The sequence below is a fragment of the Candidatus Methanodesulfokora washburnensis genome (assembly GCF_003947435.1).
GTDB lineage: Archaea > Korarchaeota > Korarchaeia > Korarchaeales > Korarchaeaceae > Methanodesulfokora > Methanodesulfokora washburnensis.
In genome coordinates this window covers 43,663-60,082 of record NZ_RCOS01000137.1, presented here as the reverse complement: position 1 = coordinate 60,082, position 16,420 = coordinate 43,663, and the positions used below count along the sequence as shown (strand labels likewise).

Genomic DNA, 16,420 nt, shown 5'->3' with positions numbered 1-16,420 from the left:
AAACACCTACTTTGTTTTATTTATTCTTTATATTCTATTGTTACAGTTGGATGCTGCTTCAGCAAGTTTTTGGAAATCAATCCAGCTTCAGCCCAACAGGCATATAAGACGGCACAGGGGACTGCACAGTTTACTGTAAGATCGCGTGCTAATGAATAAGCTGGATTATCTGACATAGGTTTTGATATATCCTTAATGCTGATTTCCTTCAGCTTTTCTGCATATTTCTGAATATGGGGACAAGTCGAGGTAATACGAAGCTTTATAATATCTTGCACAAGCTCAGCTTCGACGCAAGTTTTATGAGCACATGGTCCAGAATTCACAACATAACTAGTGGTCAATTATTCCCCCCTTTACCGATAACCTTTTCCCCTTATAAACTTTATTTTCAAAAGTTTTAACCTCCTTTTGAAGTTGCAGGCGTAGGTGATATTTCCTAAAACTTCTTATTCGTATGCTTTTTTCCCGTAAATCCTCTCATATGCCTTGCAGTATGGGCAAATCTTTCTGTCAACATATTTTACAAAAGCTCTTGCCAGTCTATTTCCTTTCCTTGCACGTGTGCATATGGGGCATTTCTCCTTACAGAAACCTGCTTTCTTAATCAACTCCTCTTCATATTTATTGGCCATAAGTTACTTAGGCTCCAGACACTTAAAAAAAAATTATCGCCCTATTTTTAAAATTGCGTGTGTACTTTTATTAATCGAGATTTATTTTAGAATTAAAGAATTAAATCGAATCCTACTAATATAGATCCAAAGCCGCTCTCGGTCTCAATGCCCATAATCTTTTTTATAAAAATATCAGCAGGCAGTGAGGGGCTTCCGACAACCACCCTGCAGGAATGGGGAACCTCCCTAGTCCATGCAAGATCAAGGGAGGCCACAACTAAGGTTGTATTCTTAAATCCTCCTAGCTCCTTTAGCCTGTCGTACTTATATATTACGATATAGTTTGCAATAACTTTGTAGCCCTCCCTCTTTAATTTTTCCAGTTCCTCCTGATCCCTAACATCTTCTCCCAATACCTCATTATCATGTACTATCCTAATCAAACCCTTCTTGGGCCATTCAAATTCATTCTGAGTTATAGCGGCGGCTGTAAAATTTCTAGATAGAGCATCTCTTACTCCCTGGTTTACTCCCGGCATTAAACCCATGAGGACTTTTTTCTCAGCTTGTTCCTCCAACTCTAAGATGTACTTTTTTTCCTGTTCATTTAATAGTTTAACTTTATATATCCCCTTTATCGAGAGCATAAAGTTCAGAACATCCTTTATTTTCTCGTCTTTCTGGGCGCGATTGCTATCTCTAAATGTCATCGAATCCTCTGGCTTGTGTAAAGACGAGAAGAATTTTATTAAACCATTAGGAAGGTTCCGATTGTCAGGCATAAATTATTCACCGAATTTCTGGCAATGAGTCAAATTTAAATTTTTTCTCTTAAGATAGCGAGAGAAGCTTATGTCACTCTTACTAGGAAAAATTTTATATTGATCTCCTTCTCCAGAAAAAGGACCCTATATGACTCCCAGAGAGAGAGTTTTGGGCGCCCTTTTGGGAGAGAAAAAGGAGAAAGTCGTAGTTTCCTGCGTAACACAGGTTGGCATTGTCGAGGCAATGCAAAAGCTTGGTGTTTTCTGGCCTGAGGCCCACAAAGACCCTGAGAAAATGGTTGAGCTCGGTGTCTCGCTCTATAAACTTGTAGGGTTAGAGACCTGCAGGGTGCCTTTCTGCCTTACAGTACAGGCAGAGGCTCTTGGATGCGGAGTGGATATGGGAACAATGGATAAACAGCCATCGGTGAGGAAATCTCTGCCATCCATCCCGGAAAACCTACCTTCTGATTTTTTAGAAAGAGGTAGGATACCAGCTGTCATAAAGGCAGTGGAGTTGATGAGGAAGAAATACGAAAATCTCCCCAAAATGGCTGGATTTGAGGCAGTTATGACGCTGGCTGGGCATATTCTGGGCGTTGAAAAAATGATGATAATGATTATGAAACAGCGTGATGCTGTTGCTAAGGCTTTAGATTTGTGCACTAAGGCAAACGTAGAGTATGCAAAAGCTCTCATAGATGCTGGGGCTGAAGTAATCGTTCCCTGTGACCCAACAGCCTCGCCTGATCTCATAAGTCAGAAGGATTTTGCATCACTGGTTAAGCCGAAATTGAAGGAACTTGCTGATGTGATAAAAAGAAAAGGAGCAATAGGTGTACTTCATATCTGTGGTAGGGCTCAAAGAATCATCAAGGACATGGCTGAGACCGGATTTCATGCCCTCAGCATTGAGGAGAAGGTCGATGTTAGGGAAGCAAAGGCCACAATAGGTTCCAAACCTGTTTTGGTGGGCAATGTATCTGCAGCCAAGACCCTGTTCATGGGAACTCCTGCTGATGTCGAGAAAGAGGCAAGGGCTGCAATAGAGGCTGGAATTGATGTATTAGCACCGGGATGTGGGATAGCGCCGCGCACTCCTCTAGCTAACATAAAGGTGCTTGTAGATATTGCTAAAAAATGTGCTAAATGAATTACTTTCTCTTATATTATTTTTAATTGATAAGTAGAGGTGCGTGCAAAATGTTAAAAATTTTTCCAAGCAGATTGGCATTTATTGTTTTGCTTATCGACGTCTGCTTCTTTGCTTTCCGCTTAATTAGGGCGATTACACTTTTTTTTAAGAAAAGGATGGATAATCCATCCTATTTTTTTCTTATTTTTTGTCGAAAAAAGTTTATTAGAAAAGCTTGCTTTTTATTACGGCGCACATCTGTGCGCCGAAAGATAGGGTGAAGAAAAATGGGAAAAAAAGAGATTTTGGAAGGACTTAGAGATGCAACTGTTGAGGGAGATGTCGATAAAGTAGTATCGTTTGCAAAGAAGGCAATTGCCGAGGGTATCGATGCATATGAAGCAATTATGGAGGGCTGTGCTGCCGGTATGAATATCGTGAGTGAAAAATATGAGAAGGGGGAGATGTTTGTTCCCGAGATACTTTGCTCGGCAGAGGCTATGTATGCCGCTATAGGTGTTCTTAAACCATATCTTAAGGCTGAGCGAGTTGAAACGCCCAAAAAAATTGTTCTTGGGGTCGTTAGAGGGGATATACACGACATTGGGAAGAACTTAGTAAAGATAATGATGGAGGCTGCAGGGTTCCAAGTTATAGACTTGGGTAGAGATGTTCCAAATGAGCAGTTTGTGGAGGCTGTTATGAGAGAGCAGGCGGACATTTGTGGCATGTCTGCGTTGATGACAACATCTATGATAGCCATGCCTGAGATAATAAGCGAACTCAAGAAAAAGGCGCCTAAGACGATAACAATGGTAGGTGGAGGCCCTCTAAGCGAGGAATTGGCAAGAGCTTACGGCGCAGACGGCTATGCAAAGGATGCAGCTGCAGCTGTAAGAGTTGCAAAAGAGCTCTTGATTAAGAGGGGTGGTGCGTGATGATAGATCGAATGAAGCCGGGTGAGCGTCTAGCTGCAGTCCTTATGGGCCAGAAGCCAGACCGAGTTCCAGTAATCCCGTTCATCCTAGGTTTTGCCGCTAAGATAGTCGGTGTACCCATAGGCGACCTATACACTGACCCGAAGAAGAGCTTCAGGGCGCAGCTATTATGCGCCGAAATGTATGGTTATGACTCGTCTCCTATGTACGGCTATGCATCTTTTGGTGCTTGGGAATTCGGCGGGAAAGTAGGCTTCCCATATGAGCCTGGACAGTCTGCCCCCTATGTCATAGAAGAGCCTGTAAAGAGCGAGGAGGACGTTGACAAGCTCGAGGTCCCGGATCCAAAGACTGCTGGCTCGATCCCTATTATGATGGAGATTGCGCGCCAGTGCTATGCCATAGGGCTTCCTGCAGTTTTCCAATGCGGCGAAGTTCTGACTACTGCAGCAAATATAGCGGGTCCCGAAAGACTGCTTGTCTGGATGAAAAGGAAGCCAGAGTTGGTTCACAAGCTCAACAAAAAAATCGAAGAGTTTTTTGTAGCCTGTGCAGAATACTTCGTATCAACTTTCGGTGCTGACAAATGTATGGCCTTTGGTGGTGGTCCCGTAGAGTCCAACAAACTCATCAGCCCAAATCAGTTCGGGGAGTTCGTATATCCATACATGCTAAGAGTCCACAGAAAGGTCTTAGAAATGGGAGTCCAGATAATTCTAGAGCACCCATGCGCTGATCAGAACAAGAATCTCCCATGGTACAGGAAACTCAGGGAGGAATGTGGGTGGAAAGGAAAATACATCTGGGTTTTCGGTCCTGAGACCCCACTAGAGAATCAGATATCTCTGTTTGGAGATCATGATGTGATAATGGGGAACGTAGATCCTCCATCGTTCCAGTTCAAGAGTTTCGAGGAGATACTCCTACTCTGTAAGGATAACATAGAGCGTGGGATGAAGAATCCCTCGGGTTATATCCTTGGCGTTGGATGTGAAATGCCTCCAAATGCAATCCCTATCAACGTATATGCGATGATTAAGGCATCGCGGGAGTATGGATCATACATCTGAAGCTCGCTCATTCATCACTTTTTCTTTTTTAAATTAACGGTAGGGAGTATCTAGAAATTGAAAATTATCACAATATATGGTTTTCTGGGAAGTGGTAAAACCTCAACATATAATATCACTCTTGCAGAAAATAAGTGCAGAGCTTAACAAAAAAGGTTGCTGTTGCAGTGCGCACGGCATGAAAGGTCCAACAATCGAAACTATAAGTGGCGCATCTAAGCCTTCCTCCTTCAAGAGCTCTATTGCCTTTAGGACTACTGGTACTCTCCCCTCCCGCCATCTTATCCGGATTACTGTGTGTTTCCGGAAAAGGTGCTCCTCTCTTAAATTTGTTGAGAAGGCAAAGAAGTTAATACTGATGTGGTGAGTCTTGGGGTCTGATGATACAGGCGCGCGCATCTAACTTGCTGGTGCTCACGGAGGTTGTAGAAGAATGCGGTAGATACTACTGATGAAATTCCTACCTTTTTGGTAATGTATTGGGATATTGGGTTGGTAGAGAAAAATACTGAGCTAGTTAATTTTTCGGCTGCCTTCCCTTCTTTCACTCCTTTGCATCCTCCTTCACTACTGTTTTCTTGGCTAATTTGTGGGATATTCTTAGTCTAGAAAGGTTTTATAATGATAAATTACCCCTAAAACTAGATTTTAATAGGCAGGTACTTATTCAGAGTAGCAATATCAATGACTATTGCAATTCCCTTTAAAAGTAATAGAAAGCCTGACAATAGTTAAAGTTCACTAAAAAGTTTACTAGAAACATTTATATAAGAAACTCCTTTTTTGGGGGGCTTGATGAAGATCCTAGGTATTTGCGGATCCCCTCGAAAAGGGGGCAATACAGAGTTTTCTCTCCATACCTGTTTAAATGCACTGAAGGAGAAAGGCTTTGAGACCGAAGCAATACTGCTTGCTGAAAAGGATGTTAAGTACTGCAATCATTGCGGAGATTGCTTGGATAAGAAAAGCTGCCCAATAAAAGATGATGCCATGGGCATCTTTGAGAAAATGATAGGTGCTGATGGCATTGTTGTAGCATCCCCAGTTTATTACGCTGGAGTTACCGCCCAGTTGAAGGCTCTCTTTGACAGAAGCATAATGATAAGAGGGAAGCTTAAGGGAAAGGTGGGTGGAGCAATAGCTGTGGGGCAGTCTAGGAATGGAGGACAGGAGTTCACCTGTGAGCAAATAGTCCTTTGGATGATGGCTCACGAGATGAGAGTTGTTCCTCTTAGATTTGGAGGTACTGTTGTCTCTTCGCTAAAGGAGCTTGATGCCGCCAAAAAGGACGAAATAGGATTAAAAACATGTGTAAGGCTTGCTGAGAAGATAGCTGAATACCTAACTGGTAAGTAAACCCTTTCTTCTTTTTTATAGGGGGACTTTGTGAATGGATAGCGGAGAGCACATAATGGAGATGCTGGGAAAAACTCGTGTCAAAGTAAGAAATGGTAAAGTTATAGAAATAGGTGAGCCTCTGATAAAGTACTGCCCTCTTTTTCACGAGCTATGCGGGATAAAGGAGATAACAAAGGAGGAGGTCCTGAAAAATATAGAACATAGGATGAGGAGCTTTGGATTATTTAGTGTAGAGAGGATAGTTGAAGATGAAAGACCTCTTGCTGCATTTGGCATCTCGGAGATTCTATTCAGCTGTCTGAGGAGGAACTTCCTAGATGCTGCCGTGATAGCAGCGGACTGTGCTGGCTCTGTTATTACCTCCAACCCCAGATTAGTGCAGGGGTTGGGTGGAAGGATCTCAGGCATTATCAAAACATCTCCTATTCCTGAGGTCATGAGGAGAATTGAGCAAGCAGGTGGAATTATAGTTGACAGGATGAATGCTGAAATAGATCAAGTAAAAGGTGTGAAATTGGCCATGGAAAAGGGATATAAAAGGATTGGCGTTACTCTCACCTCTTCAGATGATGCCAGGGCATGCAAGCTCCTAGAAGAGGGGGATAAGGGGATAAAAATCCTGAAAATAGCTGTTCATACAACCGGAGTTCAGTGGAACTTAGAAGAAATCCTCTGCTTTGATCTAATAACTCTCTGTGCATCTAGGATCCTAAGGGAGAGGCTATCGGGCATTGCTAAGGCTCAGGCAGGAAGAAAGATTCCAGTGATTGCTGTATCAGATTTTGGAAAGGAGGCCCTTCTCGAAAGGGCAATGGATCTCGATAACCTTCTTATAGTCCGTGAAAAGATCCCATGCACAGAATCAGATCAACCATACCCCTTGATTTAAGGGGTGAGAGAATGATAAAGATAGAAAATTTGGTCAAGTATTTTCCTCTTAAATCGGGATCCTCCATAAAAGCTCTTGATATCTCCGAACTTGAGATAAAAAAGGGGGAAAGGGTGGGTTTGCTTGGAAAAAGCGGAAGTGGCAAGACAACTCTGCTCAGGATACTCAGGGGTGTAGAGCACTTCGACGAAGGAAAGGTTATCATAGATGGGATAGAGTTGACGCCGAATTCAGAGAGGGATAAGTTCAGAGAGGTTAGAAAGAGAACAGCTATTCATCTGCAGAGATCCTTTGGATTATGGTCGGAGAAGGTTGTACAAAACGTGATAAGAGCTCTTTACTACACGATATGGGGAGATGAAGTGTTGCCTGAGGAGGACACCTCACTTTATGAGGAGCTCTATGAGAAGGCAATGAAGCTACTTGAACTGGTGGATCTAAAGCACAAAGCTGAATGCTGGGCAGAAGTCCTGAGCGGTGGAGAGAAGCAGAGATTGGTATTAGCTAGGCAATTGGCGAAGAATCCATCAATTCTGCTTGTTGATGAATTTGGAACGATGACATGCCCTGAAACCAGGAGAAAATGCATTGAAATCCTGAGAAGGGCGAATGAGGAAATGGGAGTTACCTTAGTATTCTCCTCTCACATGCCGGAGATCCATAAGGAGCTTGCAAAAAGAGTAGTTCTGCTCGATAAAGGGAAAGTCATAGCGAGCGGGGAAACTGAGGATGTTCTCAGAAAGTTTCTTTCTGAAATGGAGCCTTCTTTTTCCAAGAGAAGCAAAATAGGAAAAGACAATGTGAGAGCTGACAGAGTTTATAAAAGCTATTATGTTATTCCAGGGGGCAAAACGCTTGAGCTGGAAGATGTAGTATTCTCCATAAAGAGAGGACAGATAGTGGGCATACTGGGAAGAAGTGGCAGTGGAAAAACTGTAATCTCCAGAATTATAGCTGGATTAGAACTGCCCGATAAGGGAAAGGTTCTGGTAAGAACAGATGAAAAGTGGGTTGATTGGAGCACTTTTGGAAATGAGAGCGTGAATGCTAGAAGGAAAATAGGGATCCTTCATCAGGAGTTCGCTCTTCCATACTGGGCAAAGGTGAGGGACCTAATATCCTATAGAATTAGAATAAAGAGGGAGGAAGTTGTCAGAGAGGCCGAAAAAAGGGCAACAGAGCTCGGTATAAGCGAGAAACTGTTTGATGCAATTTATAGAATGACAGATCTGCCAAAAGAGGAGGCTGAAATCAGGCTTATGAGATTGGGACTTTCCTATAATATAATAAAGGAGCTCTTTCCGGAAGCTGAGGAAAGCATAACAGATGAAATTCATGAAATATTAGAAGGATTAGATCTCTCATTGGAGATCTTGGATAGGTACAGCCACGAGCTTTCAGGTGGAGAAGCAGTAAGGCTGGGCATAGCACTGGCTGTCATGACAAAGCCTGATATCCTGATTTTAGACGAGCCATTTGGCGATATAGATCCTGTAACGCTCAGGAAAGTTTCTAACTTTCTCAAGAAATTTAACTCTATAAATGGTACCACAATTATAATAATAAGTCATCAACATGATTTAGTGAGGGAGATGGCAGACAGAATCTTAGTTATTAAGGAAGGTAAGTTGTATGAAGAATCTTAATAAATACTTAGCAAAAAGGCTACCTTTTTAACTAATTTAGGAATCATTCATTTAATTAGGACGTAAAGTTTTTATTTTGGAAGATAGGAGAGTAATGGGCCCTAGGGTGATACTATGAAGGAGGACAAAATCGATCTATATGACGACAGGGGCCGATTAGTTGAATCCGATGTGCCCCTGAGGGCAGTTCATCCCCTATTGAACCCTGCCATCATCGAAATCAAGATGACAATTGCTAGATCCGTTGCAGTAGACTTAGAGGGAATGCAAAGGGCCTTGGAGAGAGGAGCAGTAGGAGGCTCTAAATGCGTCATTCCTGGAAAATCCCTGAAATTGGACTTAGTTGGCAATGCCCATGCTATTGCCGATGGAATCAAGAAGATAGTTCAGGTAAAGAAGGATGACGATACTGAGGTACAGGTACTTGAGAATGGAAAGAGCTTGCTAGTAAAGGTTCCCACCATAAGGGTGCTCAACTCGATCGAGTACACTGCGCCCATAACTGCTACTGCGGCTGCGCTGACTGAGACTATAATCAACCTGTTCAACTTGGACATGTTTCAAGCACCAATGGTCAAGGCCGCCGTTTGGGGAAGATATCCACAGACAATGAACCTGATGGGAGCATATATTAAATCCCTCCTCTCAGTGCCTCAGGAAAATGAGGGTCTTGGTTATGTGATGAGGAACATCCCTGTGTCTTATATTACTGTGATCACCAGAAGGAATGCGATAAATGCTGCCGCTCTTGCAGGTATCCTTGAACAGTCCGCTATGGTAGAGATGGGCGATGCTGTAGGATCCTTTGAGAGGCTGCATCTATTAGGCTTAGCGTTCCAAGCGTTAAACGCAAACAACTTAGTATATGAACTTGTCAAGGAGAATGGCAAGAACGGTTCTGTTGGGACAGTTGTTGCAAGTCTTGTGAAGAGAGCCATAGAAGATGGAGTAATTGAGCCGAATGGAACCTCTAAATCGGGTTATAGGACATATAAAGCTAAGGATATGGCCCTATGGAATGCATATGCAGCAGCGGGATATCTTGCAGCTACAATGGTGAATTGTGGAGCTCAGAGAGCAATGCAAAGTGTTTCCGCAGTCAGTGTATACTACAATGATCTTCTGGAGAGGCAGGTAGGCTTACCAGCTGTCGATTTTGGAAGAGTCCAAGGAACTGGAGTTGAGTTCTCATTCTTTAGTCACTCAATCTATGGGGGTGGAAGTCCTGTTGTATTTCACGGAAATCACATCGTGACTAGACATAGCAAGGGATTTGTTGCACCTTGCATAGCTGCTGCAATAGCTCTCGACGCAGGAACTGTGCACTACACTCCAGAGGCAATAGCTGGGGTGCTAGGTCGCACATTCAGCACAATACCAGTGCTCAGGGAGCCCATAGTACATGTAGCTAAGGCAGCAGCAAGCATAAAGGGAGCTGTGTAAGGATGATGCAGGCCTCCCCCAGTATAAGTGATGTTGAGATATTTCCCAACAGATTGTTAAGTGCAAAAACTGCTGAGAAACTTCTCAATGCAATAGAGGAGCTGGAGGATGTGCAAGAGATTGTAGTGCATGGTCCTTCATTGGGCAGGGAGAGAAGGGAGATAATAAGTCTGCATGGCAAGGAGGTTGAGCTTAGAGTTGCTGTTGGCAGAATAATAATGAGAACTAATAATCCGAATTCCTTAGTAGAGAAGGTTAGGGAGATATGTGACGAGCTTTTACCCTTTGGATACTCCATAAGAGTTGGGAAGTTCCTGAAAGACCGTCCTACAATTCATGACTCAATAATGCAGTACTTGCTTGTTGCTCCTGAGAGAGAGGAGGATCTTAAATGAAAATAGGCAGAGAAACGCAGTTTGTTGATTGCAGAGAAACTATGGGCATAGGTCTTGGCGGAGGTCTAGCTCAAAGAGGGACGATATCAGATGGATACAGCGGGGGATCAAAATCTGATGTTATCGTTGTCGGAATGTCTCCTGGTCCTAGGCATGTTACAAAACCTGTGTGCGAAATTACCGCAGGTCTGAGAAGAGAAGGCATCAACCCCTCTGTTTTAATACTGGATGCAGGATCTAGTCCTCCTCCTGACGCATCTACAATAAAAGGCGGGTATGGATCGCATTTTGGGATAAAAGTAGAGGAGATCGATGTGATCTCAAGACATAAACTCTGCATAATTCACCTAGGAAATGTTAAGCATCATGTTGTAGCGAAGGCAAAAGCTATATTAAAATACATACCAATAAAAGCAATAATTGTATGTCAATGTCCTGTGACTCTTGAGGACTTTGCAAAAGCTGGCATAAGAACTGCATCGGTTAAGCCGGAGAGACCTGAAACCCTGGGGGAGGTCATCGAAGTAGTTACTGATGTAGTGAGGGGGGAGAGCTGCCCTCCTGAGAAGGTGGATGAAATATGCAAAAAAGTGAAGTTTTTTTTGAATATACAAAAGGTTATGGGGTGAAAGTATGAGTGTGAGAGTGGAAGGTATGCCCTACAAACCTGCATATCCTGGAGAAACTGTTATAGCTGAAAATAGAAGGAGATATATGGATCCATCCTATAAACCAAGAAAGCTGAGGTCTATATCAGATGAGGATCTCATAAAGATTCTAGGTCATAGAAAGCCTGGCGAAGCTTATAAATCGGTCCATCCTCCGCTTGAGGAGCTAGGCGAACCAGAATGCCCAATAAGGGAGTTGGTGGAACCAACTCCAGGGGCAAAAGCAGGCGACAGAATTAGATTCATCCAATTCACAGACTCTGTTTACTTCGCTCCTCTTATGCCTTATATAAGGAGTTGGACGCTCCTCTGGAGATACCGCGGTGTTGACACTGGGACATTATCTGGAAGGAACCCTATTGAAGCAAGAGAGAGGGATCTGGAGATCATAGCTAAGGATTTCATAGAAACAGAGTTCTTTGACCCATCTCGCACAGGTATAAGGGGTGCTACTGTTCATGGACATGCCTTAAGGCTTGATGAGCATGGTTTAATGTTCGACATGCTCAGAAGATACGTCTACGATGAGAAAACTGGAGAAGTAGTATATGTTAAGGATCAGCTGGGAACTCCGCTTGAAACACCAGTTAGGATGGGTAAGCCTCTTCCAGAGGAGGAGCTAAAGAAGATCACTACAACCTACAGACACGATGGAATATCAACTAGAAATGACAAGGAACTTTTGGATTTCGTAAAGAGAATCCATAGTTTAAGAACTCTTGCTGGGTTTAATCCCTCCAAAGCGGAGGGGGTATAAAAGATGTACAAGAAGAAGGAGGTGGTGTTATGAGTGAGAAGAAGAAGTTGTTTATAGATGCCCTGAGAAAGAAATTTAAGGAGGATCCTGCAGAAAGATCCACCCAGTTCTATGTATTCGGGGCATGGAGACAATCAAAGAGAAAAACGGAATTCTATGAATATGCTCAGAAGATGGCTAAAGAGAGAGGAATACCGGGATACAATCCTGAGCTTCATCTAGGGGTACCTCTTGGCCAAAGAGTTCTGATGCCTTATGAAGTTTCTGGAACTGGGGTATATGTGGAGGGAGATGATCTTCACTTTATAAACAATGCAGCAATGCAACAGCTGTGGGACGACATAAGAAGGACCGTTATAGTCGGCCTTGATGCACCTCACATGATCCTAGAGAAAAGGCTGGGCAAGGAGGTGACTCCCGAGTCCATAAACCATTACCTTGAGATACTGAATCATGCATTACCAGGAGGTGCTGTTGTCCAAGAGCATATGGTTGAGATTCACCCTGCGCTTGTTGAGGACTCCTATGTCAAGGTATTTACTGGAGATGACGAGCTCGCAGACAGAATAGACAAAAGGTTCCTGATAGACATAAACAAGCAGTTCCCACCCGAGCAGGCTGAGGCTCTTAAGAAGGCAATAGGCAAGTCCTTATGGCAGGTTATGAGGGTACCCACAATAGTGGGAAGAGTAGCCGATGGTGGAACTATAGCAAGATGGTCTGCTATGCAGATAAGCATGAGCATGATAGATGCATACAAGCTCATGGCCGGAGAGGCAGCAATAGGAGAGTTTGCATTTGCTGCAAAACATGCTGAAGTAATAGAAATGGCCACCTTGATGCCTTGGAGAAGAGCCAGAGGTCCAAATGAGCCGGGAGGATTGCCATTTGGCTATATGGCTGATATCGTTCAGACAAGCAGAGTTTATCCAGATGACCCTGTGAAAGTGGCTCTGGAGACACTAGCTGCTGGCTCTGTCATATATGACCAGCTCTGGTTCGGGATATACATGTCTGGTGGTGTCGGGTTTACACAATATGCAACTCCAGTTTACACTGACAATATTCTCGATGACTATAGTTACTATGCAGCAGATTACGTAAAGTCAAAATATGGAGGATTTGCTAAAGTCAAGCCATCGCTGGATGTGATAGAAGACATTGCTGCGGAGGTCACTCTTTATAGTCTGGAGCAGTATGAAAGGTATCCTGCGTTAATGGAGACGCACTTTGGAGGTTCGCAGAGAGCGGCAGTAGCTGCTGCAGCTTCAGGTATAGGAGTCGCTATAGCTACAGGGGACGCCAATGCTGGAGTTAATGGATGGTACTTCTCCCAGATACTCCACAAGGAGCACTGGGGAAGGCTGGGATTCTTCGGGTATGATGCACAGGATCAGATGGGAGCAGCAAACTCCTTCTCCTACAGGAGTGATGAAGGCCTGCCATTGGAGCTGAGAGGACCCAATTACCCGAACTATGCGATGAACGTCGGCCACCTAGGTGAATATGCTGGAATAGTGGCTGCTGCACACATGGCATGCAGGCATGCTTGGTGCGTCAATCCATTGGTAAAAGTTGCTTTTGCTGATCCTCATCTCAAATTCGACTTTGTAGAGCCGAGAAAGTGCTTTGCTAAAGGTGCTCTTAGGGAGTTCATGCCGGCAGGCGAGAGAGATCCTATAATACCTCCGTAAAATTCCATCCCTCTTTTTTTCTTTTTATATTTAAAAAGTGAGGAGGTTTTACCATGGAGGATGTAGTTGCTCTTTTGATATATCATGGGAGCACGTTAGACTTCCAGAAGGAGAACGCAAGAAAGATGACTGAGGCTCTAAAAAAGAGGAATATGTTTGCAGATGTCTACTATTCTTTTATGAATGTTAATAAGCCCAGCATAAGGGAGGCCCTGAGAGAAATAGCTAGAAAAGGACACAGAAAGGTCGTAGCAATACCTGTATTTCTGTCGGAGGGAGCCCACACAGTACATGATATCCCGAAGGAGCTGGGTGTTCAGGGAAGGGAAAAAGAGGAAATCGTAGATGTAGACGGTATTAAATTAAAGGTTATATATGCCAGTACAATAGGCTTTGATGAGAGAATTGCGGACATCTTAATTGAAAGAGGAAGAGAAGCAGTAAACAAGGCAGAAAATGCCAAAAATAGGAAGGAAGAGTGAGCTCAACTCTTTCCAGTAAGGGTAAAGGGGAAAATTTATTAAATTTGTCCTCATGCCGCAATAAGTGAGGTGGTGTATTTGAGCAGTGCTGAGATCCCATTTAGTGAATCCCCTATCCAGAGATATCTATATTCTCATGATGTCTCAAATGCTCCGCTCATAGGTTTGTTTCTCAAGATGCCTGATGCTGTCTACCAACCTAGAAATGAGCAAGAAGTACTTGAGATTCTGAAGATTGCTAAGGAAAGGAAGACTCCAGTGATTCCCAGAGGCGCTGGTACCTCAGGCTACGGCGGCGTTCTGCCAACTAAAGGGGGAATTATAATCGATTTCACCAGAATGGATGCCTTTGAGGTCGATGAAGACAAGATGCTAATTGAGTGTGAACCTGGTGCGGTTTGGTGGGATATAGAGAAAAAACTCAACAAGAAAGGGCTATCATTGAGAGTCTATCCATCTAGTGCTCTCTCCTCCACTGTTGCTGGGTGGATTGCGCAAGATGGCTATGGATACGGAAGCCTAAAGTACGGAGGAATAAGGGATAATGTCGTGAAGTTGAGGATAGTGGACTTCAATGGGGTAAGAGAGGTGGAAGGAGAGGAGCTCAAGAAGTATGTGGGAATGGAGGGAACCACAGGCCTTATTGTGAGGGCATGGATAAAGGTTAAAAAACAGGAGGATATGAGATATTATGCGTTTTTTGTCTCTCCTAATGAAGCGGAGAAACTTGTTTACTCAGGCGATCATTACACAGCCTTCTTTTTGGATAGTGGATACATAAAATTGAAGAATATGGCCTTCGGGACGAACATGCCCGAGAAGGATACCCTGATGATAGCCACAACCCAGAGACTTGAGGGGGATGAGAGCATAGGAGAGGAGATATGGAACGGCAGATTCTATCCTCTGAGAATTAAAAAGCTAGGTCCAAGCTTGGTGGAGGCTGAGAACATTTTACCCTCAAATAAAATTGAAGAATATATTACATTACTCAAAAATAAAATAAAAAGTCCGAATGGGAGCGAGGTCTGCTATATTAAGGATCGCAGAGGGGCTGTTCTCACCTTCATTCTATCGGATGAAAGAAAGAAGATAGCCTACCCTCTCACCTGGAGGTATAGCCTTAAAGCAGTTAAAATCGCAAAACGAATGGGAGGAGTCTCCTACTCCACGGGTCTCTTTTTGAGCCATGAGAGCAAAACTCTTTTGGGAAAGGATTATTCGGAGATCCTTGCTTTTAAGAAAAAAGTGGATCCAAATAGTCTTCTTAATCCGGGCAAGGTGTTTCCTGAGGGGATAATCCCGTTCTTCATAAGGCTTGCGGGGTTGATAGCATGAAAATAGAAAAGGAGGTTGAGGATGCAATTCTGAAATGTGCCCAGTGTTTTTACTGCAGGGTTTGTCCAGCATTTACCGTGATTAAGTGGGAAAGCGTTTCTCCAAGGGGCAAACTTTATGCACTAAGAGGGATAAAGAATGGAGTAATAAAGCTCGATCAAGAGCTTGTCGAGGATTTCTTCAGATGCACAACATGCGGTGCTTGTGAAGAGGTTTGCCAAACCTCCCTCAACTTAGTTGATCTGTGGGAAAAAGTTAGAAATGATCTTGTTAAGGATGGTAAAGCTCCACTAGTTCATCACAAGAGAATAAGAGATCTAGCAGAGAAATTCGATAATCCATATGGAGAGCCAAGGGAGAAAAGAGAGGAATGGATAAGAGGGTTCAAGTATAGGGATAGTGGAGATACTATATATTTTGCGGGGTGCACTGCCAGCTTTAGAGCACCAGAAATAGCTAAAAGCACTGTAAATCTCTTTAATAAAGCAGGTCTTGAGGTTGCATATTTAGGAAGATATGAGTACTGCTGTGGTTCTCCCTTTCTCAGGACCGGGCAAAGGGACATAGCATATGAGTTCTTCAAGAAGAATATCGAGGAATGGAGAAAGAGGGGAGTGAAGAGAATAATAACATCCTGTGCCGGTTGCTACAGAACTTTGCTTTTAGATTATCCCAAGATAGCAAAGGAACTGGGATATGAATGGAACTTTGAGGTTTTACACTCCTCCCAAGTCCTCAACAAGCTCATAAAGGAGGGAAAGATCAGCCCCAGAAAGCTTGATGCTACGGTAACGTATCATGATCCATGTCACTTGGGAAGGCATGCCAAAGTTTATGAAGAGCCTAGGGAGGTAATTAGGGCGATGGGCGCCAATTTAGTGGAGATGGAAAGAAATAGAGGAGATTCCTTCTGTTGCGGATCTGGCGGTGGAGTGAAATCGCAGTTCAAGGATCTTGCGCTATCCATGGGAAAGATAAGAATAAATGAGGCTAGGGAAACTGGAGCAGAGTATCTGATATCCTGCTGTCCGTTCTGCAAGTATCATATGAAGGATGCAGCCAAAGCTGAGGGAATAGAGATTAAAGTAGTTGATCTAGTTGAGGTATTAGATGAGCTTGTCGAGTGAGTTCTATAACTCCAGAGCGGCTCTTTCCATAAAAAGAGAGGAGAAAGCTATTAAATTGGTCCTCGCATCGTGATAAGTAAGGTGATGATATATAGATC

At 43.4% G+C, this 16,420-nt stretch carries 17 protein-coding genes; 14 read left to right on the top strand and 3 right to left on the bottom strand.

What is annotated here, in order from left to right:
* Nucleotides 1-20: 20 nt before the first annotated feature.
* The 3 genes from D6D85_RS17245 to D6D85_RS11990 all read right to left on the bottom strand — a co-directional run bounded on the left by D6D85_RS17245 (nt 21) and on the right by D6D85_RS11990 (nt 1,327).
* Complete coding sequence (locus tag D6D85_RS17245; protein ID WP_373695749.1) at nt 21-326, bottom strand: DUF6951 family protein; 306 nt, start codon at nt 324-326, stop codon at nt 21-23.
* Between the two features lie 123 nt (nt 327-449).
* Nucleotides 450-635, bottom strand: coding sequence for a hypothetical protein (locus tag D6D85_RS11995; RefSeq protein ID WP_125672278.1), 186 nt, complete (start codon nt 633-635; stop codon nt 450-452).
* 92 nt (nt 636-727) lie between these two features.
* Nucleotides 728-1,327 (bottom strand): hypothetical protein, encoded by a 600-nt coding sequence (locus D6D85_RS11990; protein ID WP_125672277.1) that lies wholly within the window; start codon nt 1,325-1,327, stop codon nt 728-730.
* A 202-nt stretch (nt 1,328-1,529) separates the two neighbouring features.
* On the opposite strand from D6D85_RS11990, the gene D6D85_RS11985 reads away from it, so the two are divergent.
* From D6D85_RS11985 to D6D85_RS11920, 14 genes are all read left to right on the top strand, one after another.
* Nucleotides 1,530-2,534 carry an MtaA/CmuA family methyltransferase gene (locus D6D85_RS11985; protein WP_125672276.1) on the top strand — a complete coding sequence of 335 codons (1,005 nt, stop codon included), beginning with the start codon at nt 1,530-1,532 and terminating at the stop codon, nt 2,532-2,534.
* Nucleotides 2,535-2,803: 269 nt separating this feature from the next.
* Nucleotides 2,804-3,454 carry a corrinoid protein gene (locus D6D85_RS11980; protein ID WP_125672275.1) on the top strand — a complete coding sequence of 217 codons (651 nt, stop codon included), beginning with the start codon at nt 2,804-2,806 and terminating at the stop codon, nt 3,452-3,454.
* Entirely contained in the window at nt 3,454-4,524 is a 1,071-nt protein-coding gene (locus D6D85_RS11975; protein ID WP_125672274.1) for a uroporphyrinogen decarboxylase family protein, read from the top strand. The genes D6D85_RS11980 and D6D85_RS11975 overlap by 1 nt, the downstream gene beginning before the upstream one ends.
* Nucleotides 4,525-5,319: 795 nt before the next feature.
* Nucleotides 5,320-5,880, top strand: a complete 561-nt coding sequence (locus tag D6D85_RS11970) for a flavodoxin family protein (protein WP_125672273.1) — start codon at nt 5,320-5,322, stop codon at nt 5,878-5,880.
* A 34-nt stretch (nt 5,881-5,914) separates the two neighbouring features.
* Nucleotides 5,915-6,772 (top strand): methanogenesis marker 8 protein, encoded by an 858-nt coding sequence (locus tag D6D85_RS11965; protein ID WP_125672272.1) that lies wholly within the window; start codon nt 5,915-5,917, stop codon nt 6,770-6,772.
* A gap of 11 nt (nt 6,773-6,783) precedes the next feature.
* On the top strand, nt 6,784-8,418 hold the full coding sequence (locus D6D85_RS11960) for an ATP-binding cassette domain-containing protein (protein WP_161969854.1): 1,635 nt from the start codon (nt 6,784-6,786) through the stop codon (nt 8,416-8,418).
* A gap of 114 nt (nt 8,419-8,532) precedes the next feature.
* Nucleotides 8,533-9,861 (top strand): coenzyme-B sulfoethylthiotransferase subunit beta, encoded by a 1,329-nt coding sequence (gene mcrB / locus D6D85_RS11955; RefSeq protein ID WP_125672270.1) that lies wholly within the window; start codon nt 8,533-8,535, stop codon nt 9,859-9,861.
* A 2-nt stretch (nt 9,862-9,863) separates the two neighbouring features.
* Nucleotides 9,864-10,256, top strand: a complete 393-nt coding sequence (mcrD, locus tag D6D85_RS11950) for a methyl-coenzyme M reductase operon protein D (protein ID WP_125672269.1) — start codon at nt 9,864-9,866, stop codon at nt 10,254-10,256.
* Entirely contained in the window at nt 10,253-10,885 is a 633-nt protein-coding gene (gene mcrC / locus D6D85_RS11945; RefSeq protein ID WP_125672268.1) for a methyl-coenzyme M reductase I operon protein C, read from the top strand. Before mcrD ends, mcrC begins: the two co-directional genes overlap by 4 nt.
* 25 nt (nt 10,886-10,910) lie before the next feature.
* A complete protein-coding gene (gene mcrG / locus D6D85_RS11940; RefSeq protein ID WP_125672290.1) occupies nt 10,911-11,681 on the top strand; it encodes a coenzyme-B sulfoethylthiotransferase subunit gamma in 771 nt (256 codons plus the stop codon).
* A gap of 29 nt (nt 11,682-11,710) precedes the next feature.
* Nucleotides 11,711-13,375 carry a coenzyme-B sulfoethylthiotransferase subunit alpha gene (gene mcrA / locus D6D85_RS11935; RefSeq protein ID WP_125672267.1) on the top strand — a complete coding sequence of 555 codons (1,665 nt, stop codon included), beginning with the start codon at nt 11,711-11,713 and terminating at the stop codon, nt 13,373-13,375.
* A gap of 53 nt (nt 13,376-13,428) precedes the next feature.
* Complete coding sequence (locus tag D6D85_RS11930; RefSeq protein WP_125672266.1) at nt 13,429-13,857, top strand: CbiX/SirB N-terminal domain-containing protein; 429 nt, start codon at nt 13,429-13,431, stop codon at nt 13,855-13,857.
* A 78-nt stretch (nt 13,858-13,935) separates the two neighbouring features.
* The gene (locus D6D85_RS11925; RefSeq protein WP_125672265.1) at nt 13,936-15,195 is read left to right on the top strand and encodes an FAD-binding oxidoreductase; all 1,260 of its coding nucleotides are present in this window, start codon (nt 13,936-13,938) and stop codon (nt 15,193-15,195) included.
* The gene (locus D6D85_RS11920) at nt 15,192-16,322 is read left to right on the top strand and encodes a (Fe-S)-binding protein (protein WP_125672264.1); all 1,131 of its coding nucleotides are present in this window, start codon (nt 15,192-15,194) and stop codon (nt 16,320-16,322) included. Before D6D85_RS11925 ends, D6D85_RS11920 begins: the two co-directional genes overlap by 4 nt.
* The last annotated feature ends 98 nt before the right edge of the window (nt 16,323-16,420 follow it).

Coding starts and splice junctions, on each gene's coding strand:
- D6D85_RS11995 (WP_125672278.1), bottom strand. CDS start 635: ATGGCCAATAAATATGAAGAGGAGTTGATTAAGAAAGCAGGTTTCTGT.
- D6D85_RS11990 (WP_125672277.1), bottom strand. CDS start 1,327: ATGACATTTAGAGATAGCAATCGCGCCCAGAAAGACGAGAAAATAAAG.
- D6D85_RS11985 (WP_125672276.1), top strand. CDS start 1,530: ATGACTCCCAGAGAGAGAGTTTTGGGCGCCCTTTTGGGAGAGAAAAAG.
- D6D85_RS11980 (WP_125672275.1), top strand. CDS start 2,804: ATGGGAAAAAAAGAGATTTTGGAAGGACTTAGAGATGCAACTGTTGAG.
- D6D85_RS11975 (WP_125672274.1), top strand. CDS start 3,454: ATGATAGATCGAATGAAGCCGGGTGAGCGTCTAGCTGCAGTCCTTATG.
- D6D85_RS11970 (WP_125672273.1), top strand. CDS start 5,320: ATGAAGATCCTAGGTATTTGCGGATCCCCTCGAAAAGGGGGCAATACA.
- D6D85_RS11965 (WP_125672272.1), top strand. CDS start 5,915: ATGGATAGCGGAGAGCACATAATGGAGATGCTGGGAAAAACTCGTGTC.
- D6D85_RS11960 (WP_161969854.1), top strand. CDS start 6,784: ATGATAAAGATAGAAAATTTGGTCAAGTATTTTCCTCTTAAATCGGGA.
- mcrB (WP_125672270.1), top strand. CDS start 8,533: ATGAAGGAGGACAAAATCGATCTATATGACGACAGGGGCCGATTAGTT.
- mcrD (WP_125672269.1), top strand. CDS start 9,864: ATGATGCAGGCCTCCCCCAGTATAAGTGATGTTGAGATATTTCCCAAC.
- mcrC (WP_125672268.1), top strand. CDS start 10,253: ATGAAAATAGGCAGAGAAACGCAGTTTGTTGATTGCAGAGAAACTATG.
- mcrG (WP_125672290.1), top strand. CDS start 10,911: ATGCCCTACAAACCTGCATATCCTGGAGAAACTGTTATAGCTGAAAAT.
- mcrA (WP_125672267.1), top strand. CDS start 11,711: ATGAGTGAGAAGAAGAAGTTGTTTATAGATGCCCTGAGAAAGAAATTT.
- D6D85_RS11930 (WP_125672266.1), top strand. CDS start 13,429: ATGGAGGATGTAGTTGCTCTTTTGATATATCATGGGAGCACGTTAGAC.
- D6D85_RS11920 (WP_125672264.1), top strand. CDS start 15,192: ATGAAAATAGAAAAGGAGGTTGAGGATGCAATTCTGAAATGTGCCCAG.